Raw genomic sequence first — 26,190 nt, 5'->3', positions numbered from 1 at the left:
TTCAATCGTCACGGGTGCTGTTAACAACTTGTTGGTTGCATTAACATGCTTGATATATTCAGGCACGTTGAAGTGACTTGAAGCGGTTTTAGTAAATCTAATTTTTGCGGCTGCAAAAGGGAGCACAACACGGAATGGCGAAGCACATTTCATTTGGAGATGCCGTCAACGACGCAGAACGATGGGCCTTCAAACTATTGGCTGATGAACTGCCAAATGACTACTTACTACTGACTAATATTGAAATCCCTACACAATCAGGGCAAGCCATGGAAGTGGATGCACTAGTGATTGGCGAGTGGGGCATTTATGTTGTTGATGTTAAAGGCTACATCGGCCGTCTTGATGCTGGCTTACATGCGTGGCAACTGGATGGCCGTGAAGTCGACAACAGTTTATCGAAAGCGAATTACGTCGCTCGTGTGCTTGCTGGGCGCCTTAAACATAAGATTCCGGTGGGTGTTTATGCCCCTTGGTGCCAAGGTATGGTGTTTGTCACTGGCCGAAAAGGCGAAGAGATTCGACTTGAGAAACAGTCGGATAAGCTCAGCGTTTATACCCCAGAAGTGATTGTCTCGGCGTTAACGAAAGAGTGGGGGCTGACAGCGCAGCATAAGCATCAAGTCACGGACAAACAGAAACAGTTTGTACTCGATACGATTGGGCAGGTCGCGCTTGTTGAACAACGAAACAACCGTATTCAAGATTTCGTTAAGCGCAAGTGCTTGTTTATCCAACATGGCTTGGAAGTGTGGTTGGCGGATTATGATCCCGGCCAGTGGTCGGCACACTGGCTATTAAAAATACTCATTCCCTCACAATTTGAAGATAGCGAACTGCAGCGACGCCATGAACAGCAACTCTCGAAAGAGTTTGTTCGTTTGCAAAAACTGGCCGGTTGCAGCGGCGTGCCTTACTGTGCGCCTTTAATTCACGATGGGGAACAGGTCGTGTTGCCAGTGCGTTTACCCATGGGAGAGCCGTTCAACGAATTTAACGTCGACCAATGTGATGCGTTGACCTTGTTGCGCATTTTACGCAGCGCGTTGACCTCGTTGCAGCAAATACATCGACGCGGCATTACCGTGTCCGGGTGGCGTGAAAACTGTGTGTTTGTTTCCGCAGAAGCCGATGTAGAGTTCATTGATATTCAAGATACCATGACGGTCAATGAAGACATTCAAGCGTTCGCTGCGCTTTTCTATCCACTTGCCTTGAAAGCGGGGCAGCCTGTTATCTATCAATGGTTTGCAAAGGCGAAACGTGGCGAAGGTGTTGAGCTAGATGGGATTCGGAGTGATATCTCTATCTATCTTGAACACCCGGAGTGGATGAGCCGTGATACAGGTGAACCCTTGCAATTAGCTGCGGGTGTGATCATTGATGGCCATACACGGCTCGAAGAGAGTCTAGTCAGCTATGAAAATAGCGAGCTATGGCGCGCAACCCACATTCATGGCAATTATGATTGTGCCATTTCGATCTATCGTCAGGCGAGTGAGCAGTGGGGCGAAGTCAGCAGTACATTCCGAAGTTTACACTATCTACATCACCCGCACATTGAGCAGGTAATGGCATTTGGACAGCTGCCGGGAGGGAATGATATTTATTGCACCCGTGCTTGGGTGGAAGGCCGCTCGTTAAGAGACTGGGCGCACGATTTTGCACCCGGCACTCCCGTCCGTTGGTTTTGTCAGTTGTTGACTGCACTGCAATTTATGCATCGGGTAGATATCTATCATGGCGCGATATGCCCTGAAAATGTCATCTGTAACCACTCCAAAGCCGTCTTGGTGAACTTTGGGCTGGGGCTGAATATCGCTCAGGCTAACTATGCCTCTCGGTATGCGGATCCTGACTTGTGGTCGGTAGAAGGGGCTGCCGAGAAGGACTTGTTTGGATTAGTGGCAAGTTTCCTTGATACGTTTTCTCAAGATGGCCTTGAAGGCAAGCACAGTGTGGAAGAACTTGTCGAACTGGCTCAGAGCTTAGAAGGTGACGTGATGACAGCGAAACTGGTTGCTGCCTGCGTCAAAGTGTTGCGGTTTGAGTTAATGGTTAAGCCCGGTGATGATTACCTCGCCGTGTTTGATTTACAAGATCAACCTTTTAAACCCGTATAACCCCACCAAGAAAATGATGGCACCTTATTGGTGCCATTTTTATGCTAAACGGACGCCGTTGGGGACAGGGCTATCGGGTGAAATCAGTACTACAGCCCCGTCTTCTTGGTGAAAACCAGTTACAAGGCATTCCGACATAAAGGGGCCAATTTGCTTTGGTGCAAAGTTGACCACGGCGATCACTTGCTTACCGATGAGGGATTCCTCCGTGTAGCGATCGGTAATTTGTGCGCTAGACTTGCGTTCACCTATCTCGTTCCCAAAGTCGATCCGTAACTTAAAGGCTGGGCGACGAGCCTCGGGAAAAGGGAGGACTTCTCGTATTGTCCCGACGCGTATTTCTACATCTTGAAACGTTTGCCAATCGATCGTTTTCATCTGTTTTCCTCGGTCATTAATTATTCTCAAGTCACCTCAAGAGGCATGTTCAGCGAGAATGTCTCGGTTTGCTATCGAGGCACTGCTTTGAAGGGCTAGTGGACTCAATCAAGAAGCAGTGTAAGAGAAGAAAAGTGCGTCATGTATGCAGATAAGACGCTGTCTTTGTCGATTGCGACGCATTAACTATCGAATTGTGTGGCACCACTTCTCATTCAACGAGTCTGAGGTTACTTGCGTGTTACAGCATTACTTGGGTTGGAATGCCGTCGGGTTTTGACCAAAGTGTTTCAAGAAGCGACGACTGAATGCGGAAGGGTCTTGATAGCCGACTTGTTCGGCAATCAGCGCAACTGGGAGATCGGAATGCATTAAAAGGGCGCGGGCTTTCTCCATGCGATGAGAGGTAATGTACTGAATAGGCGTAGACCCAGTATGTGATTTAAAACGTTTTTTAAACTGTGTCGGACTGAGGCAAGCCAGCTTGGCGAGGTTGTCGATAGAGAAAGGTGCACTGACATCAGCCATGATATGGGCGAGAACGGGCTCGATGCGTTGGTCGGCTCTGCGCGCTTTTTGTTGCGTGGCGAGCAGTTGAAAGAATAGGGCGAAGGCTTGCGTTTCTAAGGCGAGATCATGTTGATGGCCTAGCTGTCTTTCTATGAAGTGGAGGTAGGCGAGCAAAGGCGGTGTTACACTGAATACCGCCATCTCATCAAGATGAAGATTGTCGGGTAAGGTATGCATGTCCGCGACAATAAATCGGGCATTTTCGTCGGCACTAAAGGTGTGTTTTTGACCTGCACGGATCACCACGCAATCGCCGGGGGTGGCGATGCCTTGATAGTGCTCAATAGCAATATCGATAGCACCATGCAGCGGGAGCACCAGTTGATGATATTGGTGGTGATGACTGCGCATCTCCTTTGTATAAGCGCGAATCGAGAGTTTGTTGGGCATTGATAATTGGGCTCTTTATTATTGCTTGTCGTGTTTGTTGATTCGGTAGTGACGAAAGCGGTTTACGTGCTGCTCAACACAATGGTTTAGATAGGCATTGAAATTACACGCATAGGTCTTAATCATCAACAGTAGATGTTTAAGTATCTTGAAGTGGATATCGACAGCCAGCAAAAGAAGTGTTGTCTCTATCGCGAGACGGAAATGGAATATTGCGTAAAGACGTCAATAAGGTGTGACGAGGCAAGGGTGACATGAGCGTCTGCAGGATGGGGATCAAAACAGGCACCCTGAAGAGTGCCTGTACGCGGTGCTGTCTGGATTAGTTATCTAAAATAGCGTTGTTGTTTGATAACGGGCGTGTATCGACGACGACAGTTTTCGCCATTTTATCGTGCCAACCTTGGCGTCGTTTGTCCCAAAGCACCCAAAAGAGCCCAAGACCCAGCGGGATAGTGGCAATGATATAGCCGAGATAGCGAATGATGTACTGGCCAATGCTGGGTTTTCCGCCAGTGTTGGCATCGACAATGATCATCTTCATACCCAATTTTCCGGGGGTGGCTTGGCAGTACACCCAAAAGCCGATCACTGCAACAAGCGGAAGGATGTAGTTAATGATGGCATCAGCAGTGCCGAAAAAAACCTGATCGCTCGTGTAGTACTCTGTCCCATAAAACATCAGTAACAAAGGTACTGTTGCGACCATGATCAGGAGTGAGTCAATAATACTCGCAAGAATGCGGCGTCCGCGACTTGCGTAGGGTAGTGTTTGGTTATCCATTTTTAGTGTTTCTCCATGGCTTTAATAAGGCTGTCTATTTCTTGGCGCCAAGCATCATATTCATCGGTTTCTGACCAGAGTTCACTGAGTTCTGATTCTTCGCTGGCAATCGCTATCAAGGCTTCGCTGGCCCTGAGAATCAAAGGCTCTGATGTCGCGATGGGATGGTTAGCAACCCATTTATCGACCGCTTCGGTATACGCATTTTTTGTGCGTTCTATGCCGCGTAATCGTGCAAGCGTATCGATAGCCGCCAGTGCTTCACTGCCGACATCCGCATCAATGTAGTCTTCTTCGAATACTTCATCAATGGTGGATTCTATCAGTGACAAGTCATCGGACTCTTCTAATTGAAAGGCCCAGTCACATGCTGTGTCATTGTCAAAATTACCGGTTCCCCAAGCGCCCATCGTGTCCACTCCTACTATGCGGGTTGCTATGAATGTTATGCCTCGAAGCTCAATGAACTTACGAGGCATTTGTTTCATGAATGTGTCATGCGCCGCATTTAAATCTGGTTTGCGATGAAATTATCACGATGGACGGGCGGTTGGGTGACGCCGCTACCTTAGAGCGTTACCCCTAAGGCGAGCAGTTCCTCCTCGCATAAGTGGGCTTGCGTAAATTGAATACCTTTCATACCGACGGATTTTGCGCCATCAACATTGGCTTGAACATCATCAATAAAGACACATTCCGCAGGGTCAAGATCATACTGACTGAGTAAATGCTGGAATATTTCCGCACCCGGTTTAAGGCAGTTCACTTCAGCTGAAACGATAGCGCCATCAAAGAGCGGCCAGAATAAATAGCGCGATTTTAGAAAGGCGACAATTTCATGCACATTGTCAGTAAGAGCGTAGACTTTGTAGTCTTTCGCTTTCAAGCGATTGAGGAGATCCCGGGTGCCATAGATAGCGATTTGAGACTCATGAATATAGTAAAAAAGGCGATCAACGTCGTCACGGCTCAAGTCAAACGTTTGTTCAAAACGTTGTTTGGCTTCTTCTTCACTGAAGCGGCCTTTGTTGAGTTCAATCCAGATCTCGCTTTGAAACCAACGCGCTGCTGTCGTTTCAGGATCAAAACGTGACCCAAAAGCCAAACGCACGATTTCTGCTGGCGCCCAGCGCACGAAAACATTGCCGATATCAAAGACGATGTTCTTTATCTCTTTCATGATATTCCCTTTTTTTATGAATTTAGTCAGGCTCTCACCAACTTAGGTAAGAAACAATAAGGAAATTGTAAGATTGCCAAAGAGGGTATGGTTGCGTTTTTTAATGAATGTAAATGTGTAGCGCTGATGGTCAGCAAACGGACAGCAGTATGAAGGTAGACTAGGTGATGTCTAGATGATTTGAGAATAACCCAAAAGTGGTCGATTAATTGATTTCGTTGCGTGTATGTCAATAAATGAATGCGGTACAATTGCAATAATTTTAATAGGTTAGTCTCAAGGTTATCGCTTGTTTTTAGCGATAGTAAAGCAAGCACAGTTGGGGGTATCACAGATGTTTAAACAATTTAGAACAGGGTTTAAGGTTCCGTTTTACACCTTAGTTGCCGCGTTACCCATAGGTGGGCTCATTGCGTTGTTTCCAAATGAAGTGCTTAATCAATTTTGGCAGGCGCAGTACTCTGAGCATTTAGCGGTCATTTTCCCTTCGATCATCGGCTTGATTATCTTGTTTCAGTTTTTGATGAAGGTGCAGTCGAGTATTTGGCTCTCTTCAAACAAGCGCGCTGTTTCCATGCTAGGTAAGCTGACTGAGTTTGCAGCGAATGCCTGTCGCTTTGGCGTGCACACCCTATCTGGTGCATGGCCAATGTTGGTGATTGCAGCATGGCTATCAGGGCATCGCTCAGTAGAAGGGATCGATATTCTGGTGGGTATTATGATGGCTGTACTCGGTGGCTTAAGTGAGTTGATGAGTGATAAGCGTGAGCAGACAGCAAAGCAGCATCGCTTCGCGATATGGGCTCGCAATACCCTTGTTGTCTCTTTCATTAGCTTATTCTCCTCATTGCAATTGTTCTTACGCAATTGCTACGTGAGTGATGCGCGCGAAAGTCTGCTATTTATGCAGTGCCAAACTGTGGTCGATAACCCTTTCACTGTGTATCCGATCGCCATCGGGCTTATTGCCGCGCTTGTGACTGCTGTATGGGTGGGCATACGTCTTGTGATGAAAAAGCGTAATGGTGCCGTAGAGGCCAACCCAGAACCAGCATAGTCTGGATGAAAGGTATCGAAACAGCGCAGCTTAAGGCTGCGCTTTTTTGTTGGGGTCGAATTCAATCACATCGATGGACTGCTCAGTGCTTGGGTGGGGCTCTTGCGTTTTTTTTGAGTGGCAATCGCTGTTTCCTTTGCAGTTGCCACAACTTCCGCACTGGCCGCGTTTCTTAACGAGTTTCCAGTAGAGATAGCCAAGCGCTGCCGCGATGATGGCAGCAACGATGACAAACTCACTCCAATGTTGTTGGGCTTCGTACATACTCAACTCCTTCCGTTAAGTGGTAAGCGCCTCCGGCTTGTGCAAGGGTTTTGAGCGCTTAAAACCAAGATAAAGCAGCAGAATGAGCGCGGTGAAATAGGCCCCACTCATGGCTTGCACGCCAGATAAACTGAAATAGGTGCCGAGACTAAAGACCAGCGTCGCGACGCCAAAACCGATCACCGATGGCAGTGCTATCGCGAGTAGCATCCAGCGATATTGGCCCGTTTGGACACGGATCATCATGACAGTCGCTAAACAAGGCGGGTAAAGTGCGAAGAATAAAATCAATGCGACGGCGGATAACTCGCCTTTCGCACTAAACTCTTCAGAGCCGCCAATGCGTTGCTCTAGTTTCTCATTGCTTTCGTCATCTTGTTGAAACAACACCCCGAGCGTTGCGACGCTGCTTTCCCGTGCAGCAAAGGAGGACAGTAAGGCAACATTGATTTTCCAGTCGAACCCCGCATATTGACTGATGGGCTCAATCGCGCGGCCAAAGCTGCCAAGCATCGAGTTTTCGAGTTGTTGCTCTTTCATCTCTAAGCGAATTTGCTTTCGGGTTCGCGCTAACTTTCTCAAGGCGCGATGAATGCTTTTTAACACCTTGTCGCCACGTGGCGGCGCGACAAACTGAAACAACTCTGGGTCGCGTGCAGCAAAGGTGGCATTGACGGCTTTTGATGTCTCGGCTCCTTGGGCGTTGAGCTTCGCGCGTTTGTAATCGGTGTATAAGTTGATGAGTTGGGGCAAACGTTCTTGTGTGAGTACCGCTTCATAGTCAGTGCCGACAACCGATTTTTGGAAGATGGCGACGGCTTGCTCGGCTTGTTGTTGGTATTGCGCCTGTTGATCTTCGGGAACGCCAGGAAACTGGAGTAGGACGAAGATCACGACGGAGACGGCAACCACGATGGTGCCCACTTTGCGCACATAGGTCCATGTTCGCTCGATGGCGCGAGTGGCGACGCTGCGCAGAGTCGGAAGGTGATAACGAGGTAGCTCCATCACAAAAGGGGCGGTTTCGCTCTTCTTCAGTACGGTGTTGGTGAGTAGCTTCGCTACCAATAGCGCGGCAATGATGGTGATGGTCGAGATATAGAACATCATCAATGCCTTGTTTTTGTCAAAGAAGATCCCGAGCAGCAAGGTGTAAAGCGGCACTTTTGCTAAGCAGTTCATAAAGGGCACGGTAAAGATCGTTGCCATGCGCGCCCGATTATCCGGGATGCCTTTGGTTGCCATGATGCCGGGTACGGCGCAGCCACCCGCAAACACGCCACTGAGTATGAGCGGCAGCGTACTTTGTCCATGTAGCCCAAATTTGCTTAAGACTTTATCTGCGATAAAAGCGATACGTGCCATGTAGCCGGAGTCTTCGAGAATGGCAATCAACGCAAAGAGAATCAGAAAGATAGGGACATAATTTAACAGGGTGTTGGCAGAGTCGATTACCCAGAGTCCCAACGAACGCAAGTAAGGATCATGGAGAAAACCGGCCTCGGGTAATAAGGCGGCGACGATCTCTCGCAAACTGGCTAAATAGGGCCAAGTATAGTTGGTGAGTTCATAACCCCAGACGATGGAGCATTGATAGATAAAAAATACCGTTGCCAGCAAACACAGTGGTGCACAGTAGCGGTTGAGCACCAAACGATCTATTTTTTGCGAAAGGGTGGCAGTTGCGGTCTTATTTTGCTCGGTGACACAGGTCTCAAGGATGTGCATTACTGCTTGGTGACGGCAAGCAATAATATAGTCGCTAACGCTTTGCTCTAATTCAGCTTCTGCTTTGTTTTGTATTTGTGCAAGGGATGCGCGCCAAGCGGCTTCACATTCAGCGTCGACACTGTCTAGCAGCTCTTGGTCATTTTCTAGCAGGCGAAGCGCTAACCAGCGTGAGTAAGCGTCAGCCTTGTTCCCCAGTGACGGTATCTGTGTAAGAAGTGCTTCGGTCGCACGGATGTGTGTTTCGATATCTGGATACCGCAATAGAAAGCGGCTTTGACGGGATGTATTCAGGCTGTTGGCTACGTTGTCCACCCCTTTCCCTGTCCGACCTATGCAGGCGGTGACGGGCAGATCTAACGTGGTTTGTAACTTCTCAACATCAATATGGGTGCCCTGTTTCGCCGCGACATCCATCATGTTAAGCGCAATGACTAACGGCTGTCCCATTTCAATCAGTTGCAAGGTCAGATGCATCGATCGGCTGAGGTTAGCCGCATCCAAGATATTGAGCACGGTATCAGCGCGCTCTTCGCGAAGGGCTTTACGCGCGACCCGTTCTTCAAGTGAAAAGCTAGTTAGGCTATAGGTGCCGGGGAGGTCGACAAGTTGAAAGCGTTTGCCTTGATGGCTTAACACGCCGACTTTCTTATCCACGGTCACTCCGGGGTAATTCGCAACATGCTGCCGAGCGCCAGTCAGTCGATTGAATAACGTGGACTTTCCGGCATTTTGCTGCCCAGCTAACAAGATTTTCTGCTCGTACATATTACGCGTTCCGTTTCACTATCACTGTGTTTGCTTCTGTCTTTCTGAGGAGAACATGATTGCGTCCAATGCGAACTTCAATGGGGTCGCCAAGGGGCGCATAACGGACCATTTCAATGGAACTTTGGGGCATAAAACCGAGGTCAAGTAGTCGTTGCCGAACCGGCCCTTCAGCAAGATGCCGTGAGATAGTCGCAATTTCGCCTGGTTTAAGCGTAGAAAGAGTGCATTTCATGATATTCAACACAGAGAGGGGAGACACGTTAATGATGTTAATCATTCTCATCCATGTTGATCAATTCATAAATAATGAGAATGAGTCTCTGTTGATCTATATCAATCGAACTGCAAATGAGAATGGTTTTCCCTTGTGTTTATTATTCGTACCCCATTAGCATGATGTCCTCAAAAACGAGCTTGGGTTAGGCAATGATGCTCTTATTAAGTGCTGCTTTAACCCTTTCCCGATCTAAATGAAAAAGGACTTGTGATGAAAAAGCACGCTCTTCCCGTTTTGTTGGCGGCCTTGATTCCTGCTGCCGCGTTTGCCCATACGCCACTTTGCTCTTGCTATGACCTCGGTGATGGCGAAGTACTGTGTGAAGGTGGTTTTTCTGATGGTTCATCCGCAGCGGGTGTTGAAATGTCAGTCGTCGATGGCGCTGGTAACACAGTGCTGACAGGTAAGATGGATGAAGCTGGTGAGTACACTTTCCAAAAGCCGGAAGGTGACTACAAAGTGCAATTTAATGCAGGGCCTGGCCACTTGATTGAGATTCCGGGCTCAGACATCGTCGAATAACCTTTGCCCCGAGCGGCAACTCTGACCTTAGGTCGCTCGGCACACTACAACATAGGATGTACATAATGAACAAATTGGCGCTCTCTGTCGGTGCGGCGGCTCTGGCTGTTTCTGCTTCTTCTTTTGCACATTTTCAATTACTTCATACACCTGAGGCGATGGTTGATAAACCCACGACCGTGGATATGAAATTGGTATTTGGCCACCCAATGGACAACGGTCACGTGATGGACATGGGTCAGCCGGAAGCTTTTTTTGTTGATTTCAAAGGTAAGCGTACTGATTTGATTCCGGCGCTGAAAGCCGTGACTTGGACGGGGCCAGATAATCAAGCCGCAGCATACCAAGTGTCACACAAGATTCAGCGTAATGGCGACTACGTCTTTGCGCTCACACCTGCTCCTTACTATGAGAAGGGCGAAGATATCTATATCCAGCAGATCACTAAGCGAGTGATCAACAAGGCTGGTCTACCTACTGGTTGGGATCAGCCACTCGGTTTGAAAACTGAAATTGTGCCAAAGAACAAGCCATACCAAATCTTGGCAGGTAGCACCTTCACCGGTCAGCTTTTGTCTGAAGGCAAGCCAGCTGCAGGTGTAGAGTGTGAGATTGAGTTTATCAATACTAAGGTCGATCAAGCGGCCAATGCGTTCTCGAAAGATAACTTCCGTGAGCCACCGGCATCGGCGTTAGTGGCGATCACCGATGACAATGGGATGTTCACGTTTGGTATTCCTACTGCGGGCCAATGGGGCTTTGCTTGCCTAGGCTCGGGTCCAGATACTGAGCATGAAGGTAAGGAACTCTCTCAAGATGCCGTTCTTTGGATCGATGTGATTGATCTTTAATATAAAAATCAGATTACACGGAGTCTGATGCGTTTCCCTCTGACCGTGTGACCAATAGGGCTCTGCCCCGAACGCGCGTTTTCACAAGGATGTGAGAACGCGTTTTTGTGCGCTCCATCATTTAATCTAACATTACCTTACAGTCAATTGCGTTAATCTGGTGATCGACGTAGATCAGAGAAAGGTGATTATGGATAAGATTCGTTGGGGCATCATAGGCACAGGTAATATTGCTCATCAGTTTGCTGGTGCGCTGAATACGATATCCGATGTTGAAATCGGTGCCGTTTTAGCGACCTCTCAGGCAAAAGCGGATCAGTTCGCTTTCAGTTTCGATATTCCCCATGCATTCGATAACGTCGATCACTTCTTTGAGCAGAGTGGCGTAAACGTTGTATATATAGCGACACCGCATACCCATCACTACACATTCGCGCAGACCTGCTTGGAGCAAGGGATCGCGGTACTTTGCGAAAAACCACTCACCGTAAACTACCAGCAATCACTGGCGCTGGTTGCGCTGGCTAAAGCGCGTGGCACTTTCTTTATGGAAGCCATGATGATTCCAATGTTTCCGGCCATTCACTCGATGATGACTTTGATCCTTGAAGGCATTATTGGTGAGGTGAAGAGTGTGCAAGCGGGCATGGGCTTTAATGCGCCTCGTGATTGGGAGAGTCGGGTATTTAATCCGGCATTAGCGGGCGGCGCGTTGCTCGATGTCGGTATTTATCCGCTGACGTTTGTCCAGATGATTGCCCAAACGATGGGCAGTAATGCGATCAAACCCGAGAGTATTGTCAGTGAAGTTGAACTTGCGCCAACAGGTGTAGATATGCAATCTACAGCCATCTTACGGTATGCCAATGGTTTGGTTGCGACCGTATCAAGCAGCGTTGGTCACTACATCCCATGCCAAGCGACGGTGCTTGGCGATAAAGGCATGATTGAGATCCCGGACTTTAGTTTTGGCCCTAAACAATTGATTGTTAGAGACCAAGTTGGGCAGATCATTAAAGTACTTGAAGTTGGATTTCAAGGCAGTGCTTACGTATTGGAAGCGGAACATGTCCATGACTGTTTGCGCAATCAATACAAGGAAAGCCCGCGAGTCCCTCACCAACAAACGTTAGCGGTGATGGCGATAATGGACGAGCTGCGCGCACAATGGCAATTGCGTTACCCGGGAGAGTAGGTCTGTTTTTGTATGGAGAAAAAACGCCACGTTGCAGTGGCGTAAACGATAAAAGGGTAAACGGAATAGTCAAAAGAACACCCATTTCATCGAGCGTGTTGCTGCTTAAAATTTAAAGTTAAAATAGCAAGAAGGCGCTTTCCGCGCCTTCTTTGTTATTCATGAGCCTTTGCTTAGCTAGTCAAATTACCTACACAGCGATGTACGTCGCTGGCAGTGCCGCATTGGCGTGTTTCTTCGATATTGAATGCGCCCGCAAGGCTTGCTTCATTGCTTTCACCCTGATGTGCTCGCTGTGCAGCCACATGCTGGTGGAAGTTGCCTGATGTCGCAAACTGGCGCACTTCTTCGGCACTGAATAGGCTAACTGATTCAGCACCTGTATGGTTTGTGCCTTGCAGCGCACGGTGCTGTTCAACCTGTGCGTGGAAGTTATCAGAACCTGCAAACATCTGGGTCTCTTCAAGTGTGTAGCTCGCTTGTGCGCCAGCTGCAAAAAGACCGAAAGCCATCATAGTAGTTGCGATTACTTTTTTCATATTCAATTCTCCGACTAAACCGTTTGAGTGGCGTGATTGCCATTTTTAGGATGTTTGGCCTTGTTGTTGGCCTCATCTCTGTTTGATGCATTCATCTTATCAATGGGAGCTGAACATAAATTGAACGAATGTGATATTGGTCACGAGGAACTGTATGTATTGAAAAATTAGTGATGCTAATTCATTGAGTTAAATAATAATTCTTGTTAGCTTAAATATTATACTCAAGCCACCTTAAGATGCAGGATTCAGAAGCAGACTAGCGGTTCGAGTTCAAGGCAAAGGTGTGAAGGAATGGCTTTCCCCTTTCGAACACATTTAACGCAGAAATCGGGGCGCTAGTTGCTTCCCGAAGGGCGAGTTTTCTAGGCTCGCCACCTTCGTTACTGCTTTTTGATTTAGTCCACTAGACCTTCAAAGCAGTGCCTCGATGGCAAACCTAGACATTCTCGCTGAACAAGCATCTTAAGGTGGCTTGAGTATATGATCATTATTTCATCGCTTACTGCATTCTTCTGTTGGTGGCGCTCTCTGTAGAGCGGCACTGAATTCTTACATTCTTTAGCTGCTGGAAGGTAGCTAAGATTGTCATCGCTTTTTTATCTCCAGTAGCATTTTATCTAACTCGGAGATTACCCATGACGTTACAACACACACCCAACCGCTCAGACATCATACTGACAGGCGATCGTGCCACGGGCCCTTTGCATCTCGGTCATTATGTTGGATCGCTTAAACAGCGAGTGGAGTTACAGCATGCCAATCAGCAAACCATCTTGGTCGCGGATATGCAGGGGCTAACAGACAATGCTCACCAACCATCCAAAGTCGCGTCGAACATTCTCAATGTCGTCGCAGACTACCTTGCTGTAGGGATAGACCCCGATAAGACGACAATCTGTTTGCAGTCTCAACTGCCTGCTTTAGCTGAACTCACTATGTTCTACAGCAATTTGGTGACAATGAGCCGCCTAGAGCGCAACCCCACGGTGAAAAGTGAAATTCAAAGCAAAGGTTTTGAACGGTCCATTCCTGTTGGCTTTATGACTTATCCCATTTCACAAGCGGCGGACATATCGGCGTTTCACGCCACACTGGTGCCAGTGGGGGATGATCAACTGCCCATGATTGAGCAGACAAATGAAATCGTTAGAAAGCTCAACGGGTTGGCGGGTGAAGCGATTTTAACAGAATGCCGACCATTGTTGAGTAATGCACCGCGTTTGCCGAGTACTGACGGCAAAAACAAGATGTCGAAAACGATGGGGAATACGATCAATCTAGGCGCATCGGAGAGGGAAATCAGTGCTGCAGTGAAATCCATGTATACCGACCCTTACCATCTGCGGGTAGAAGATCCGGGCCGGGTTGAAGGTAACGTTGTTTTTACCTATCTCGATGCTTTTCATCCAGATAAAGGCTATGTCGATGAGTTGAAAGCACATTATCAGCGCGGCGGGTTAGGCGATGGCAAGACGAAGAAGATATTGGAAGAATGTCTGCAAGAATTGCTCCAGCCGATAAGAGCGCGGCGAGCCGACTACTTAAATGATAAAGCCCAATTGGTGGACATACTTCGCAAAGGTAGCCAGATATCAAGAGAGAAAACGGAGACAGTGCTTCACAGTGTTAAGGCTGTCTTCGGGTTAAACATTTTATGAAGTAATGCGTTTGGTCTGTTTCAGGTGTAGTTTGAGAATAAACGCCAGAAACAGACTGATCGCATGCGACTAATCTTGCAACATATCTCCCAAGCGGTTAATCAACATTCTCACTTCCGGTAAGTATCGATCTTCATGGTGGGTGACGAGCCATTGATCATGTCCTAATTCGTCAATGATGTTGCCGACACGAACTAAGGTGGGTTGGTTGTCGCCGATAAACGTGGGTAGTAAGGCGATACCTTGATGCTCAAGCGCAAGATCTAAACTATTGCGTGGCGTGCTGACTTCACAAATAGCGTCGTTTTCTACAAAACGATCTAACCAACGAGCAATTGGCGTATCAGACAACACTTTGATCCATTTTTGGGGTGCGTCGACAGTGGCATAAGGGGCAAATTCAACACTGTGTAATCGTCGGCACACAAGATTCTGGTCAGTTGGGCGACGATTGCGAATACCAATTACGGTTTCACGGTGAGTGATATCAAGAATATGCTCAGTCGAAATAAACCGGATTAAGGTGCTATCAAACGTTTCTGACAACTGCTTGATGTTTTTAATCAGGTGTAAGGTTGTCCATGTACCAGCAGAAATTTTGACGAGTGGCTTTTTTTGCTCGGGACTACGTGGAAGTAAAGTACCAAGATGAGACTCAACTTCGGTTAACTGGTCGAACAGTTTTTTCCCGTCGGTGAGTAACTCATATCCGCGATCATGGCGGATAAACAGTGCTTTACCTAAGCTTCTTTCTAAAGCTAGCATTCTACGTCCGAGTGTCGCGGGGCTGCGTTGTGTTGTTTTTGCCGCGGCTGACAATCCGCCTTCTCTCGCGACCGCGAGGAAAAGCTGTAGATCATTCCAATCCAAGTTCATTTCATTCATGAAAAGACCATTTCATTATATTTCATTGATGACGCCTTATTGTCTTGTAAGCTGGAAAATAAAGAAAGGTTATTTCATTGCTGAAGGATCACGATTATGGAAATTGGGTTGGGTACTGTTGGCTTTGGTACCGCGATTACAGCAAAGCCAACGATTAAGGATCTTAGCGTTGAACTGGGTAACACCGGTATCAAGGTAAGCCCATTAGGGTTTGGGACCATGTTATTGGGTTCAAGTGTCAGTGAAACACAGAGCTTTCGCCTACTTGATGAGTATTTAGCCTTAGGAGGAAACTTTTTAGATACCGCTAACTGTTATGCGTATTGGGTCGAAAATGGCTATCCCGATGCTAGCGAACGCGTGATCGGGAAATGGTTAGCCAGCCGCAACAACCGACAGGATGTGATTATTGCGACTAAGTGTGGTTGTCGCCCAAAAAATAGCGACATCATTGATGAGCATCCACATTCAAATATGGAGGGGCTGGCGCCGGAAACGATTTATGAAGGCATTGAACGAAGCCTAAATAATATGGGTATTGATTATGTCGATCTCTATTATGTTCACTTCGATGATCGTAGTCAGGATTTGTTTCAGATAATGAAAACCTTGGATGACTTAGTCAAACAAGGGAAAACCAAGGCAATCGCCTGCTCCAATTTTATGTCATGGCGATTTAAGGAAGCGCAAATGATTGCCAAGCAGCATGGATTTACACCATTTTGCGCGATCCAGCAGCATTTAACTTACTTGAATCCAAAGAAACGATCCGACTTTGGGGTGTGCGATTATGTTACCCGCGATCTTGAAAATATGCTTCAACATGAAACGGCAGTTAGCTTAGTGGCCTATTCACCGTTACTGGGCGGCTATTATACGCGACAAGATCGCAGAGAGAATTACTGGCGTAAACACGTTTATGAAAATACTGGGAATGAACGTCGCCTTGAGGTGTTATCTCGAGTAGCCGATAAATATGGTGTGAGCGAAAATGTCATTGTGCTTGCTTGGATGTGTCAACGACAACCCTCTGCATTGCCGCTGATTTCGGCAAGCAAGGTTGAACAACTGCGCGAGAACTTTAGCGCTTTGCAGATCAAGCTTCATGAGCCGGATTTACAAGCATTGGAAGAGGCTTAAGCGAGCGCTGTTACAACTTTTTTCAGGTTTTAAGTGACTGGATTAAATCGCGCACTAGGCTCGCCAACAGGTCTTTGAAGGCGAGTCTCATTCTCTTGCGTTTAAATGTTGTTTGAGTCCTCGCTTAATGGTTAGAAAACTCCTGCTTGTTTGAGTGCTAAGGTAACCGCGGCTTCCCCACTGGCATGGAGCGCATGGATCCCCATATTTCTGGCTGTTTGAATATTGGCGATATTGTCGTCGATAAATATGACTTGATCGGCTGTTGTGCCAAGTGCTTGCAACACATGTTCAAACGCTGCGAGATCGGGTTTGGCGAGGTGCATCAAGTGCGAAGCAAAGATATGATCAAAGTACGTTTCGAGTTTGAACTCATCGATTAATCTCGGGTAATGCAGTGAGTTGGTGTTGGTGAAGGCGACGAGGGTATAGTCTTGCTTCAACGATGTGAGAAGTGATGGCATGGACGGAAACAGGCCTACGGGCCATTGGGTGAACTGTGCTAGCACATCGCTATTGTCGACGTTAAGCCCCAGAGTTGCTTTGAGGGCGGATGCAAACGCGTCGGGAGAGGTGAGTCCACGTTCGAAAGAAAGCGCAATGTCTGACTGAAACCAATCTTTAAAACTAAAACTTTTCTCGGCGTCTAGCCATTGCGGTGGAATAGGGTGTTTACCGAGTTCAACAACGACACCACCTAAATCAAAAATTACGTACTTAGTCATCTTCTTTCCTTTTATTTCAGTCAGTTTTTCCGTTTAGGTAGCCGGTAAAGTCACGAACATGCGGTAGTGTTTCATCTATCTTTTCGTCATTGGGCTGGCTAATAACAACACATTCAGCGCCACTTGCAATCGCAGATTGCACCCCGCTTTGAGAGTCTTCAAAAATCAAACATTGCGTGATGGGCACGTTGAGTTGTCGCGCACATTGAAGAAAGCCTTCCGGGTTGGGTTTACCTTGGCTCACATTCTCGCGAGTGATGATGATATCGAAGTACTCGTCTAAACCATGCAACGCTAACACAAACGCGACGCGTGCCTGCCAGCTTCCGGTCACTAATCCGATTTTGATGTTGCTTTGTTTGAGTTGAGTTAAAAAACACTTGGCCCCATCAATGAGCGCTGGGCGTGAGGTCGCTTCATAGTCATTGACTATGGTCTTAATCTCCGCCAACTCTGTCGAAGAGAGATGGCCAAAAAAGTAGCGAAAGGTATAGTCGGCGTTACGGCCATGGACATGCGCCTCCATCTCTTCAGGGGAAATTTTACGCCCAATAGCCAGCGCCCCTATTCGCCATGCTTCTTCAATCACGGACTTGGAGTGAATTAACGTACCATCCATGTCGAACATAACGGCTTGCACATTATTGAACATGGACGGCCTCTCGCTTTGTGTGCCTTTCGATGAACGTCTTTTCATGGTTTAACCCTTCTCTTTGCAACCTGCTAGTTAAACTGGGTGTTCGCAGGTGTTGAGTGTGATGCAGTGGGCATCAGTCCATATCGTCTGTATAGATTGAAGCTGGCTTGAGGATAAGAGGCACTTTAACCAGAATTTTACATTCCGTATAATGATTAAAATTCTAATTTCAATGAGTAAATGGAATGGATAAGAGTGCAATTAGCGCTTTTTGTCAGTTAGCGAGCGATGGGAATTATCGAGTGGCGGCAGACCATTTATGCCTTACCCAATCAGCGTTAACGAAAAAGATCCTTAAGCTTGAAGAGACCTTGGGTGTCACCCTTTTTGAAAGAGGGCGGCATGGCGCTAAATTAACCCAAGCTGGGCAAATGCTCATCCCTGAAGCAGAGAAGATTTTGAGGTCTTACACTCACTTTGAAAGCTTAGCGACACATCTTGCTAATGGCTATTCAGGGAGTCTGAATATCGGCTTTGGTATCTCAACCTATTTGCGCGCGCCAGAGTATATTGCCCAGTTTAAAAAAGTGTTTCCCGAGGTACATATCCGTTTGAATGATATGCCTTCTTCTGTGCAGATGGTGAAGTTGAAAGAGGGTGAACTTAATGTCAGTTTCAATCGTTTAGATCAAGCTAGCTCGCCTTTAAAAACAAGGAAACTCTTTACTGACCATCTCGTGGTTGCGGTACATCGTGAAGCAGAAGTGGATGAAAAGCATCTATGGGAAAGTTTAACCAAACTCGACTTTATACAGATTAACCCTGAGCGTGGCAAAGGGCTGCATCAGCAAATCTCTCGCTATTTGTTTGCTCAAAATCAATCACCTGAGGTTGCACAAGAAGCAGATGACATTCTGACGTTGGTTGCCTTGGTCTCTTCGAAGTTGGGGTACACAATTCTTCCTGCCAGTTCGAAAGAGATCTGTCGAGACTGTGTGCGCTTAGTGCCCCTGAGCGGTGCTCATGCGAGCTGGGATGTTGGGGTCATTTGGAATGAAGCGACCGATAGCCGCGTGGTTGACCACTTTGTCGATTTTGTCTCCGGTGTTGATAGTAAGCAGGCTGAGTGAGCGACTTATGGCTTTTGGGGAACTCGGCACAGGTTGATCGCGTCGGTAATATGCTCTAGAAAGCGCGGTTCTATCTGTTCTGCTTCACGCTCATACAGTTGCTCTAGGAGAGGAACAAATGCCGTGTCGGCGAATAGCGCTGCGGCTTCGACTGCCCAATCACCATAAAATGGGCCGCAGAGCGCTTTGCTGATAACCTTTTTAACCCTTGGATCCTTGCGCTTAGCAAGTCCAATCATGGCTTCGCCACACACTTCCGGATCGTCGTCAATGGTATTTGCTAGCAATGCTTCTCTAACCGCGATTGAATCGACGTTAGATTGCGTGGCAAGCGCAAAGGTGGCCCAGCTTTTTACTTCCGTGTTTGAGTCTTGACTTAACTTAATAAGTGCCTTTGAGGCTGTGGCACTTTGGGAATGGCTGAGCCCTAACACGACGCCGTGACGCACATAAGAATTGGGGTGATCGACGTGTTGGATGAGATGTTTGACGGCTTTTTCGACTTGCCGATGCCCTAATGCGAAGGCGGCAGAGGCGACCACCTTATCATCCGTATCGGAAAGCACATCAATTAGGCGCTGGACTGATTCTGTCTGAAAGCGTTTCGTTGACCAGCCAAGTTGCCCAAGTATATCAGCCCCTATACGACGCGCTTGTGGTTCGGCTGATTCTAGAAGACGAGATGCTAAGTCAAACTCGATGTCAGAACCGCGTTGATGAAGCTCGGCAATCAGTGCCCAATACTTGTCTTCGTCGAGCTCAGCGCGGGCGGCCGCGACAATTTCTGCACTCGATTTAGCTTGCTTTGTCATATCAACACTCGCTTTCGATTTTAGACATGGGACAGACTTGGGTATAAAGACCTAAATGTGGGTGAAAGAAAAGCCCGGCAGATGCCGGGCTGGTTTAAAGTATGGGAGAGATTCCATTATTGTGAAACGTGACTGCGCTTAACTGTCGGTGACGGTTAACACGATCTTGCCTACATGTTGTTTTTCAGCAAAGCGGGTTTGCGCCGCGCAAATGTCTTTGAGGGGAAACGTCTCGGCGACAAGCGGGGCGATATCACCACGTTCTATCCGTTGAATGAGCTGCGCGAAGACCTGCGGTTCGAGTACGGTACAGCCAAAAAAGCTGAGATCTTTCAAATAGAGAGTACGGACATCCAGCTCGACAAGCGGCCCACCGATAGCACCTGAAACGGCATAGCGTCCTTTGGGCTTCATGACTTCCAATAGCTCGGGCCATTGCGGGCCAGCAACGAGATCAATCACGACATCCACACTGTTTTTACCGAGTGCTTCGATCACGTTTTCATCACGAAAAACCACCTTATCAGCACCAATATCTTGGATCAGTGCGGCTTTGCTTGGGCTGGTGACAGCAATAATGTTCGCCCCTCTGGCTTTGGCGAGCTGTATGGCCGCAGAGCCAACTCCGCCCGATGCCCCAGTGATCAATACCGTATCACTTTGGCTAACATTGGCACGGGTTAGCATGTTTTCGGCCGTTGAATAGGAGCAAGGAAAGGAGGCTAACTGGATGTCGCTTAACGAGGATTCAATCTTGAAGGCATGTTGTGCAGCGACGCGAGTGTACTCAGCAAAGCCGCCATCACACTCCGATCCAAAATACCAAGGTGTTGTCAGAGGGTTATCGTTGGCGAGAGTTAAGCAAGGCTCAATCAGCACTCGCTCACCAAGACGTGAATCGGAAACGGCACTGCCCACGGCAACAATATGGCCACAGACATCGGCACCTTGAATGCGTGGAAAAGTAAGGGCATCACCGGACCAGCTTGCGTCCTCAGCATCATTGTCGCCTTTGGAATACCAGCCAATGCGGGTGTTGAGATCGGTGTTATTAACCCCTGCCGCTGCGACACGAATAAGCACATCGTTTTCGCCCAGTGTGGGTATCGGCAGGTCTTCGCGAAATTCGAGCCTGTCCAGCCCACCATGGCCAATCAGTTGAACGCCTTTCATTGTGGAAGGTAGAGCAGACATTATCGGTTTTCCTCTTGCAATCGAATAAGGGTGTTTTTGGCAGCGTCTACAGCGGCTTGCCCAATAATAGGCCAACTATTCGAAATGCCTTCATGCAAGACGAACAAGGTATTCTCGTCGTCACGATGAGGATACCTTTGAGCTAAAAAGTCACGAACGGCTAACTTGTGGCTCGCCACAGCTTCTCGCACAAGTGGATTATCAGGAAATGCGGCCAATGCATTCATTGACATGCAGCCATTGGGTGCCGCTTCCGCCATCCATACCGCGAGTTGGTCAAAGATATGCAGTATCGCCTCTAGCCCATCTTGTGGGCACTGATGGGCCAAGAACGCTAAGTAGCGTTGATGACGGTGGTTAAGTGCACCCACGATCATCTCTTCCTTTGATGGGTAATGCTTGTAAAGGGTACGCAAACTGACCTTACACGCTGTTTTAAGCTGCGACACACTTGGTTCTGCAAACCCATATTGGGCAAAAGCGACTTCTAGGTCGGCAGCAATTTGCTCTTTCAGCATACATTTCTCTGTAGGTAGAATGATTGTTCTATATTAGGGTAGAGTGTTCGTTCTACTTCTGTCAACGATATTCTTTTTCACTTTGCCAATGTAATGCGTCCACAGTTTGCATTCACCTCTTAAGGCTGCTCGCAGGATCTCCTTTTTCTGTGCTTTTCTTCCTTATCTGCGCATTTTCAGGCAGGTGATGACGCAACAATTGAATAAGGTGATGAGAATGCTCATAGCTTCACCATCAATGTTGCCGATGGAAAAATCATTAAGGGAAGGGAATTAAATGTACCGAAAGCTATTACCTGTATTGGGGCTACTTTTTGCGCTATTGAGTGGCTTTGCTGTCGCTACCGAGGCGCGTCAAATTCATTTAAAAATTGACGCGCCATCACTAGCAAATAGCGTGGTAGAGAATGACCTCCAGCAGGAGATCTATCTCTATCTGCCGCCGTCATACCATACCTCTGAGCAGCGGTATCCAGTCGTTTACTATCTACATGGTTATGGTGGCTCGGTGAATGAAGCGAAAACCTTTGCTGACAACTTTTTGGACAAGAAAATTGCCAATAAGCAGGCGGTAGAGATGATCGTTGTCGGGATCAATGGTCGGAATCGGTTTGGAGGTAGTTTTTTCTATAACTCACCCATTACCGGGCATTGGGAAGACTTTGTTACCGAAGACGTGCTCAACTATATCGATAGTCACTATCGGACATATTCAGATAACACGCACCGCGGCATTATTGGCTTCTCAATGGGGGGATATGCGGCACTCAACATCGCATTTCGTCATCCCGATAAGTTTCAATATCTCTTCTCCCTTAGCCCTGGGCTGTTTGACAGCAATGGCTTAGATAAAGCCTTTGCACAATGGAAACGCAGTGGTTGGTTTAATTTTCTCGATGGTTATGCGGCAACCTTTGCTCCCGATCTCAACGCCGAAGGCGACCCTTGGCAAGTGTGGGATGGTGAGTCACAGCAGGTCCGTGAACGCTGGGAACAAGGCTTTGGTAACGTTGAAGGCAAGGTTGCCGAATACTTAAAGCAACCTCAAAAACTGGCGGCGATTCATCTCGAATATGGTGGTTATGATCGGTTCAAGTGGATTCCGGAAGGTACACGGTACATGGCTGAAGTGCTAACAGCGAATGAGGTGGACGTGACGCTACACGATCATGAAGGCAGTCATGGATTAGGGCCAACGCAAGCCGAACATATTGTCACTTTTTTCAGTGACGCTTTCGCTGAGTAAGCCACACATCTCGCCACACTATTGAGGGGGAAGTGGTGACCATTTCGCCCTCAGTTTCTTGCTGATGAACTCAATAAATACCTTCACCTTCTCGGGGAGGTGTTTTCGTTCCGGATAAATGGCATAGATTGCATGTTCAGGCAATTGGTAGTCGGTCAGCAATACGGTTAATGCGCCAGAATGAACAGCGTCTGCAACAATAAATAACGGCATTTGGCCGATGCCTAAGCCTTGTGTGAGCACCTCTGCGATTGCCTCACTATTGTTCACGACAAAATTGCCTTTTGGGGTGACTTTGTGTGTTTCCCCTTGGCGATAGAAAGTCCACTCTGTGCCAGCTTGAAACAGGCTGTAGTAAATACAGTTATGAGAGGTTAACTCAGCCGGCGTCAACGGTACTCCATACTGTTCTAGGTATCTCGGCGCGGCACAGAGTACAGATGGGCAATCGAGAATCTTTCTTGCAATGAGTGAAGAGTCTTGCAAAGCGCCAATGCGAATACCAAGGTCAAACCCACCTTTCGTCATGCTTACAATGTTGTCATCCATATTAAGGACGACATTCAGTTCAGGGTATTGGGTCAGAAATTCAGGAATATAGGGCGTGATGTGAAGGCGAGAAAAAGACATGGGCGCGTTTATTTTCACTGTGCCTTTAGGTGTGCCTTGATACTCACTGAGTGTCGCAAAGCCCTCTTCGGCGATGAGCAGAGCTGTTCGAGCTGAGTCCGAGAACTTTTCCCCAGCCTCGGTGAGAGAAAGCTTGCGTGTGGTGCGGTGGAACAGCCTTACACCCAAGCTATCCTCTAGCACCGAGATACGTTTGCTAACGGCCGATTTTGTCATGTTAAGGCGCGTCGCCGCAGCAGAGAAGCTGCCGCATTCAATCACAGCGACAAAGACGGGAATAGCGGCGAAATCAGTCTTCATTGTTTACTTTTACTCATCAATGTTTTTCGAAATGCAAGATTATCATCTTTTTGTGTATCAATTAAAGTGGCGGTATTTCATAAAGAGCGGGAAGAACATGTTGAGAACGAAAGGGTTTGAGATGCTAGCGTTGTTAGGTGGTGGCCTGCTTGCGCTGATGATTTTTATTAATAGTCAATTAGCCGCGCAAACGAGCGCACTCCATGCGTCGTGGTTGGCACATGGTATAGGCGGCATCACGGCTTGGGGATTATTGGCCGGCATCAGGTTAGTGAAGCGATCTGACACTGTGCTTCCAGCGAGGGCAGAACGTCGCGTTCCATTGCTTTGTTATTTAGGAGGAATACCCGGCGCCATGACGGTCATGTTGGCGGCGATAACGGTGAACAGTGCACTTGGCTTGTCTGGTACCTTGGTATTGGGGTTGGCCGCCCAGATGGTGTTTACCTTAGTCAGTGAGCAAAGAGGCTGGTTTGGGATAGCGAAACAGCAGATCTCGTTCTCTCAAGTGACCGCGCTGTTTCTGGTCATCTTGGGTGCGGCAATATTGATTTACGCGAGGTGAAGTCGCATGGCGTTGTTTGTTTTACTCGCGTTGCTCAACGGCTGCTGTATTGCATCAAGTCGTATTTTAAATGGACAGCTAAGTCTCTATACCGGCGTTTTTAAAGCGTCGTTGGTGAATCATTTTGTCGGATTTGGTCTACTTTCCCTTGTTGTGTTTACTGGCGTTTCAATACCGGATCTTGGTGCGGTTTCTTTTGCGCTTTATATTGGTGGCGCCATCGGTGCACTGTATGTTGCGCTAAACAGTTTTGTCATGGTGCGGCTAGGGGCGACTCAGACGGTAACTTTAGTCATCAGTGGGCAGATGCTCACCAGTCTTCTCTTGGATGGAACTGATGATCACATCTTGCTGCAATTGCTGGGGGTGGGGTTGATTGTGCTGGGCGCTTGGATAAGAGCGAATGAATCGTCATGAGGTTGAGCCCACCATGTTGTGGGCTCATTTTTAGATTTAAACCTTAAACTGCGAGACGAGTTCATCTAACGCTTGGCTTTGGTTAGCGAGACTGTCGCACGCTTGACGTGCATGCTGCACACTGCTCAGGGTCGCTTCGCTATCATTTACAATCTTCTGAATGCCCGAGAGCAGCTCTGAGCTCACATGCTGTTGTTGTGCAGAGGCGGTGGCCATATGGCTGTTCATTTCATTGATGGTTTCTAATGCTTGATTCATACCTTCAAGAGAGGTGTGAGTATTCTCTGTGTGCTCGACGGTATCCCCGCCAGATAGGGTATTGGCCTGCATCGCTTGCACGGTTTGATTGGCGAGTTTCTTTAGTTTTTCGATCATGTTCTGGATTTCGGTGGTGCTCGACTGGGTTTTCGTCGCGAGTGAGCGAACCTCGTCTGATACAACCGCAAAACCACGTCCTTGCTCTCCGGCGCGTGCAGCCTCAATGGCGGCATTCAGGGCGAGCAAGTTGGTTTGCTCAGCAATACCTTGGATCACATCAAGAATAGAATCGATTTCGCCGACACTGGTTTCAAGCGTTTGAACCAGTTGTGAAGAGCTATCAATGTCACTGGCAAGTTGCAACACGGATTGCTTCGTATTGTTCAAGCTAGCATCGACTTGCTGAGATTGTTGGCTGATTTCTTGAGTAGCTGCTTCCGCATCTGCGGCATGGTGACTCACACTGTCTGCCATGCTGGTGAGTTCATTCGCCGCTTCAGATAGCTGTTGGTATTGCGCTTGTTGCGCGTTACTTGTGCCCACTAATTGGCGAGTGAATGAGGTCAGTTCGGTGGCTTCATTTTTCACTTGGTGGGTTGTCGCGACCACTTTTTCTAAGGTGAAGTGAATCTTACTGATGAAGGTATTAAATGCTTCGGCCAGTTCGCCAATTTCATCGCTGCTGTTGACTTGCATCCGCTGTGAGAGATCGCCGCCACGGCTAGCGACTTGTTTCATCGCATCGGTCAGCTTAGTAATAGGCCGGGTGATGAAGCGGTGGGTAGTATAAATAATCGCAGCAGAGAAAAGCACAATAGCAATCATGCCAAAGATTAAAATCTGATTGGTGCGTTTGGCATGGTCGTGGACGTTATGAAGTGTTTCAAGTTGCTTAGCTTCAATCTCGCCTTGGACTGCTTTCAACTGGGATCGAATGGCTTCAAACTCGTCTTCAGCCTTTAAACCATAATTTCGGTAGTACTCGAGGGCTTGGGTTGGCGCATCGACCATGGTTTTGTAGTGAAGCTGCCATTGATTGTAGTTGTTCAGTAAGGTATCAACCTTGCTTCGACTTTGTGATGGCAAGAAGCCAACATCGATGAGCTGATGGACTGAGGAGATGCGGTCTCCTACTTTTGAGGCTTCGTCTTTGTAGTTCTCTGTATGGCGTTGAATGGTGGCTGTGTCGTCGGCGGAAGTGAGCGCAATTCCCATCCCTGCATTCATGATCTGGTACATATCGCGATACGCGCCATCAAGATCATTGAGGACTGGCTGAACTTTCTCACTCAACAAAATATTAGCGTCTCGTTGTTGGTTATAGACACTAAAAATTTGCGAGACCAGCACAATGAAAAGCATCGCCACAAATGCGATGGGGAAAGAGAGTTTGTATTTGAGTGAAGTGCGATGGAACCAGTTCATAATTCAAATCCTTGCTAT

General features: G+C 47.7%; 28 protein-coding genes. 11 read left to right on the top strand and 17 right to left on the bottom strand.

From position 1 onward, the window contains the following. Positions 1-134 precede the first annotated feature (134 nt). On the top strand, positions 135-2,123 hold the full coding sequence (locus TSUB_RS24240) for an NERD domain-containing protein kinase family protein (protein ID WP_087026327.1): 1,989 nt from the start codon (positions 135-137) through the stop codon (positions 2,121-2,123). A gap of 39 nt (positions 2,124-2,162) precedes the next feature. On the opposite strand, the gene TSUB_RS24235 is transcribed toward TSUB_RS24240, so the two are convergent. The 5 genes from TSUB_RS24235 to TSUB_RS24215 all read right to left on the bottom strand — a co-directional run bounded on the left by TSUB_RS24235 (position 2,163) and on the right by TSUB_RS24215 (position 5,425). Continuing rightward, positions 2,163-2,501, bottom strand: coding sequence for a tRNA-binding protein (locus tag TSUB_RS24235; protein WP_087026324.1), 339 nt, complete (start codon positions 2,499-2,501; stop codon positions 2,163-2,165). 249 nt (positions 2,502-2,750) lie between these two features. Further along, positions 2,751-3,461, bottom strand: coding sequence for a helix-turn-helix domain-containing protein (locus TSUB_RS24230; protein ID WP_087026321.1), 711 nt, complete (start codon positions 3,459-3,461; stop codon positions 2,751-2,753). A 322-nt stretch (positions 3,462-3,783) separates the two neighbouring features. Then, a complete protein-coding gene (locus TSUB_RS24225) occupies positions 3,784-4,245 on the bottom strand; it encodes an RDD family protein (RefSeq protein WP_087026318.1) in 462 nt (153 codons plus the stop codon). A 2-nt stretch (positions 4,246-4,247) separates the two neighbouring features. Continuing rightward, the gene (locus TSUB_RS24220) at positions 4,248-4,655 is read right to left on the bottom strand and encodes a DUF4259 domain-containing protein (RefSeq protein ID WP_159065052.1); all 408 of its coding nucleotides are present in this window, start codon (positions 4,653-4,655) and stop codon (positions 4,248-4,250) included. A 158-nt stretch (positions 4,656-4,813) separates the two neighbouring features. Then, positions 4,814-5,425, bottom strand: a complete 612-nt coding sequence (locus tag TSUB_RS24215; protein ID WP_087026312.1) for an HAD family hydrolase — start codon at positions 5,423-5,425, stop codon at positions 4,814-4,816. Positions 5,426-5,759: 334 nt separating this feature from the next. Between TSUB_RS24215 and TSUB_RS24210 the strand changes: the two genes are divergently transcribed. Continuing rightward, positions 5,760-6,482, top strand: a complete 723-nt coding sequence (locus TSUB_RS24210; protein ID WP_159065051.1) for a hypothetical protein — start codon at positions 5,760-5,762, stop codon at positions 6,480-6,482. A gap of 30 nt (positions 6,483-6,512) precedes the next feature. Here TSUB_RS24210 and TSUB_RS24205 read toward each other — a convergent pair whose 3' ends face one another. From TSUB_RS24205 to TSUB_RS24195, 3 genes are read right to left on the bottom strand one after another with little or no spacing between them, the layout of a single operon-like run. Then, on the bottom strand, positions 6,513-6,746 hold the full coding sequence (locus tag TSUB_RS24205) for a FeoB-associated Cys-rich membrane protein (RefSeq protein ID WP_087026306.1): 234 nt from the start codon (positions 6,744-6,746) through the stop codon (positions 6,513-6,515). A gap of 15 nt (positions 6,747-6,761) precedes the next feature. Further along, positions 6,762-9,242, bottom strand: a complete 2,481-nt coding sequence (gene feoB / locus TSUB_RS24200) for a ferrous iron transport protein B (protein WP_087026303.1) — start codon at positions 9,240-9,242, stop codon at positions 6,762-6,764. 1 nt (position 9,243) lies between these two features. Further along, positions 9,244-9,522, bottom strand: coding sequence for a FeoA family protein (locus TSUB_RS24195; RefSeq protein WP_246616497.1), 279 nt, complete (start codon positions 9,520-9,522; stop codon positions 9,244-9,246). 210 nt (positions 9,523-9,732) lie between these two features. Here TSUB_RS24195 and TSUB_RS24190 point away from each other — a divergent pair, with 210 nt between their 5' ends. The 3 genes from TSUB_RS24190 to TSUB_RS24180 all read left to right on the top strand — a co-directional run bounded on the left by TSUB_RS24190 (position 9,733) and on the right by TSUB_RS24180 (position 12,090). Then, a complete protein-coding gene (locus TSUB_RS24190; RefSeq protein ID WP_087026300.1) occupies positions 9,733-10,044 on the top strand; it encodes a hypothetical protein in 312 nt (103 codons plus the stop codon). A 65-nt stretch (positions 10,045-10,109) separates the two neighbouring features. Then, positions 10,110-10,895: a DUF4198 domain-containing protein gene (locus TSUB_RS24185; protein WP_087026297.1), complete on the top strand. Its 786-nt coding sequence runs from the start codon at positions 10,110-10,112 to the stop codon at positions 10,893-10,895. Between the two features lie 190 nt (positions 10,896-11,085). Then, positions 11,086-12,090, top strand: a complete 1,005-nt coding sequence (locus TSUB_RS24180) for a Gfo/Idh/MocA family protein (protein ID WP_087026294.1) — start codon at positions 11,086-11,088, stop codon at positions 12,088-12,090. A gap of 173 nt (positions 12,091-12,263) precedes the next feature. Here the strand turns inward: TSUB_RS24180 and TSUB_RS24175 are convergent, their stop codons facing one another. Further along, positions 12,264-12,629 (bottom strand): hypothetical protein, encoded by a 366-nt coding sequence (locus TSUB_RS24175; protein WP_087026291.1) that lies wholly within the window; start codon positions 12,627-12,629, stop codon positions 12,264-12,266. 638 nt (positions 12,630-13,267) lie between these two features. Here TSUB_RS24175 and trpS point away from each other — a divergent pair. Continuing rightward, positions 13,268-14,290 (top strand): tryptophan--tRNA ligase, encoded by a 1,023-nt coding sequence (gene trpS / locus TSUB_RS24170; RefSeq protein WP_087026288.1) that lies wholly within the window; start codon positions 13,268-13,270, stop codon positions 14,288-14,290. A gap of 69 nt (positions 14,291-14,359) precedes the next feature. Here the strand turns inward: trpS and TSUB_RS24165 are convergent, their stop codons facing one another. Further along, the gene (locus TSUB_RS24165) at positions 14,360-15,175 is read right to left on the bottom strand and encodes a LysR family transcriptional regulator (protein WP_087026285.1); all 816 of its coding nucleotides are present in this window, start codon (positions 15,173-15,175) and stop codon (positions 14,360-14,362) included. A gap of 96 nt (positions 15,176-15,271) precedes the next feature. Between TSUB_RS24165 and TSUB_RS24160 the strand changes: the two genes are divergently transcribed. Next, the gene (locus TSUB_RS24160) at positions 15,272-16,315 is read left to right on the top strand and encodes an aldo/keto reductase (protein WP_087026282.1); all 1,044 of its coding nucleotides are present in this window, start codon (positions 15,272-15,274) and stop codon (positions 16,313-16,315) included. Positions 16,316-16,446: 131 nt separating this feature from the next. Here TSUB_RS24160 and TSUB_RS24155 read toward each other — a convergent pair whose 3' ends face one another. After that, entirely contained in the window at positions 16,447-17,040 is a 594-nt protein-coding gene (locus TSUB_RS24155) for an HAD family hydrolase (RefSeq protein ID WP_087026278.1), read from the bottom strand. 16 nt (positions 17,041-17,056) lie between these two features. Then, positions 17,057-17,737: an HAD family hydrolase gene (locus TSUB_RS24150; protein WP_087026275.1), complete on the bottom strand. Its 681-nt coding sequence runs from the start codon at positions 17,735-17,737 to the stop codon at positions 17,057-17,059. Between the two features lie 185 nt (positions 17,738-17,922). Here TSUB_RS24150 and TSUB_RS24145 point away from each other — a divergent pair, with 185 nt between their 5' ends. Further along, positions 17,923-18,807 carry a LysR family transcriptional regulator gene (locus TSUB_RS24145; protein ID WP_087016399.1) on the top strand — a complete coding sequence of 295 codons (885 nt, stop codon included), beginning with the start codon at positions 17,923-17,925 and terminating at the stop codon, positions 18,805-18,807. A 5-nt stretch (positions 18,808-18,812) separates the two neighbouring features. Here the strand turns inward: TSUB_RS24145 and TSUB_RS24140 are convergent, their stop codons facing one another. From TSUB_RS24140 to TSUB_RS24130, 3 genes are all read right to left on the bottom strand, one after another. Next, the gene (locus TSUB_RS24140; protein WP_087016398.1) at positions 18,813-19,619 is read right to left on the bottom strand and encodes a HEAT repeat domain-containing protein; all 807 of its coding nucleotides are present in this window, start codon (positions 19,617-19,619) and stop codon (positions 18,813-18,815) included. A gap of 138 nt (positions 19,620-19,757) precedes the next feature. After that, on the bottom strand, positions 19,758-20,813 hold the full coding sequence (locus TSUB_RS24135; protein WP_087016397.1) for an alcohol dehydrogenase family protein: 1,056 nt from the start codon (positions 20,811-20,813) through the stop codon (positions 19,758-19,760). Next, a complete protein-coding gene (locus TSUB_RS24130) occupies positions 20,813-21,331 on the bottom strand; it encodes a TetR/AcrR family transcriptional regulator (RefSeq protein WP_087016396.1) in 519 nt (172 codons plus the stop codon). Before TSUB_RS24130 ends, TSUB_RS24135 begins: the two co-directional genes overlap by 1 nt. 277 nt (positions 21,332-21,608) lie before the next feature. Between TSUB_RS24130 and TSUB_RS24125 the strand changes: the two genes are divergently transcribed. Then, positions 21,609-22,577 carry an alpha/beta hydrolase gene (locus tag TSUB_RS24125; RefSeq protein WP_087016395.1) on the top strand — a complete coding sequence of 323 codons (969 nt, stop codon included), beginning with the start codon at positions 21,609-21,611 and terminating at the stop codon, positions 22,575-22,577. An 18-nt stretch (positions 22,578-22,595) separates the two neighbouring features. On the opposite strand, the gene TSUB_RS24120 is transcribed toward TSUB_RS24125, so the two are convergent. Continuing rightward, on the bottom strand, positions 22,596-23,507 hold the full coding sequence (locus tag TSUB_RS24120) for a LysR family transcriptional regulator (RefSeq protein ID WP_087016394.1): 912 nt from the start codon (positions 23,505-23,507) through the stop codon (positions 22,596-22,598). A gap of 97 nt (positions 23,508-23,604) precedes the next feature. Between TSUB_RS24120 and TSUB_RS24115 the strand changes: the two genes are divergently transcribed. Both TSUB_RS24115 and TSUB_RS24110 read left to right on the top strand, forming a co-directional pair. Then, positions 23,605-24,072, top strand: coding sequence for a DMT family transporter (locus tag TSUB_RS24115; protein ID WP_087016393.1), 468 nt, complete (start codon positions 23,605-23,607; stop codon positions 24,070-24,072). Positions 24,073-24,078: 6 nt separating this feature from the next. Beyond that, positions 24,079-24,489 carry a DMT family transporter gene (locus TSUB_RS24110; RefSeq protein ID WP_087016392.1) on the top strand — a complete coding sequence of 137 codons (411 nt, stop codon included), beginning with the start codon at positions 24,079-24,081 and terminating at the stop codon, positions 24,487-24,489. A 36-nt stretch (positions 24,490-24,525) separates the two neighbouring features. On the opposite strand, the gene TSUB_RS24105 is transcribed toward TSUB_RS24110, so the two are convergent. Further along, the gene (locus tag TSUB_RS24105; RefSeq protein WP_087016391.1) at positions 24,526-26,172 is read right to left on the bottom strand and encodes a methyl-accepting chemotaxis protein; all 1,647 of its coding nucleotides are present in this window, start codon (positions 26,170-26,172) and stop codon (positions 24,526-24,528) included. Positions 26,173-26,190 lie beyond the last annotated feature (18 nt).

The organism is Thaumasiovibrio subtropicus, from assembly GCF_019703835.1.
Taxonomy (GTDB): Bacteria; Pseudomonadota; Gammaproteobacteria; order Enterobacterales; family Vibrionaceae; genus Thaumasiovibrio; species Thaumasiovibrio subtropicus.
The sequence above is the reverse complement of the archived record's forward strand: the minus strand, read 5'-3'. Positions and strand labels throughout refer to the sequence as shown.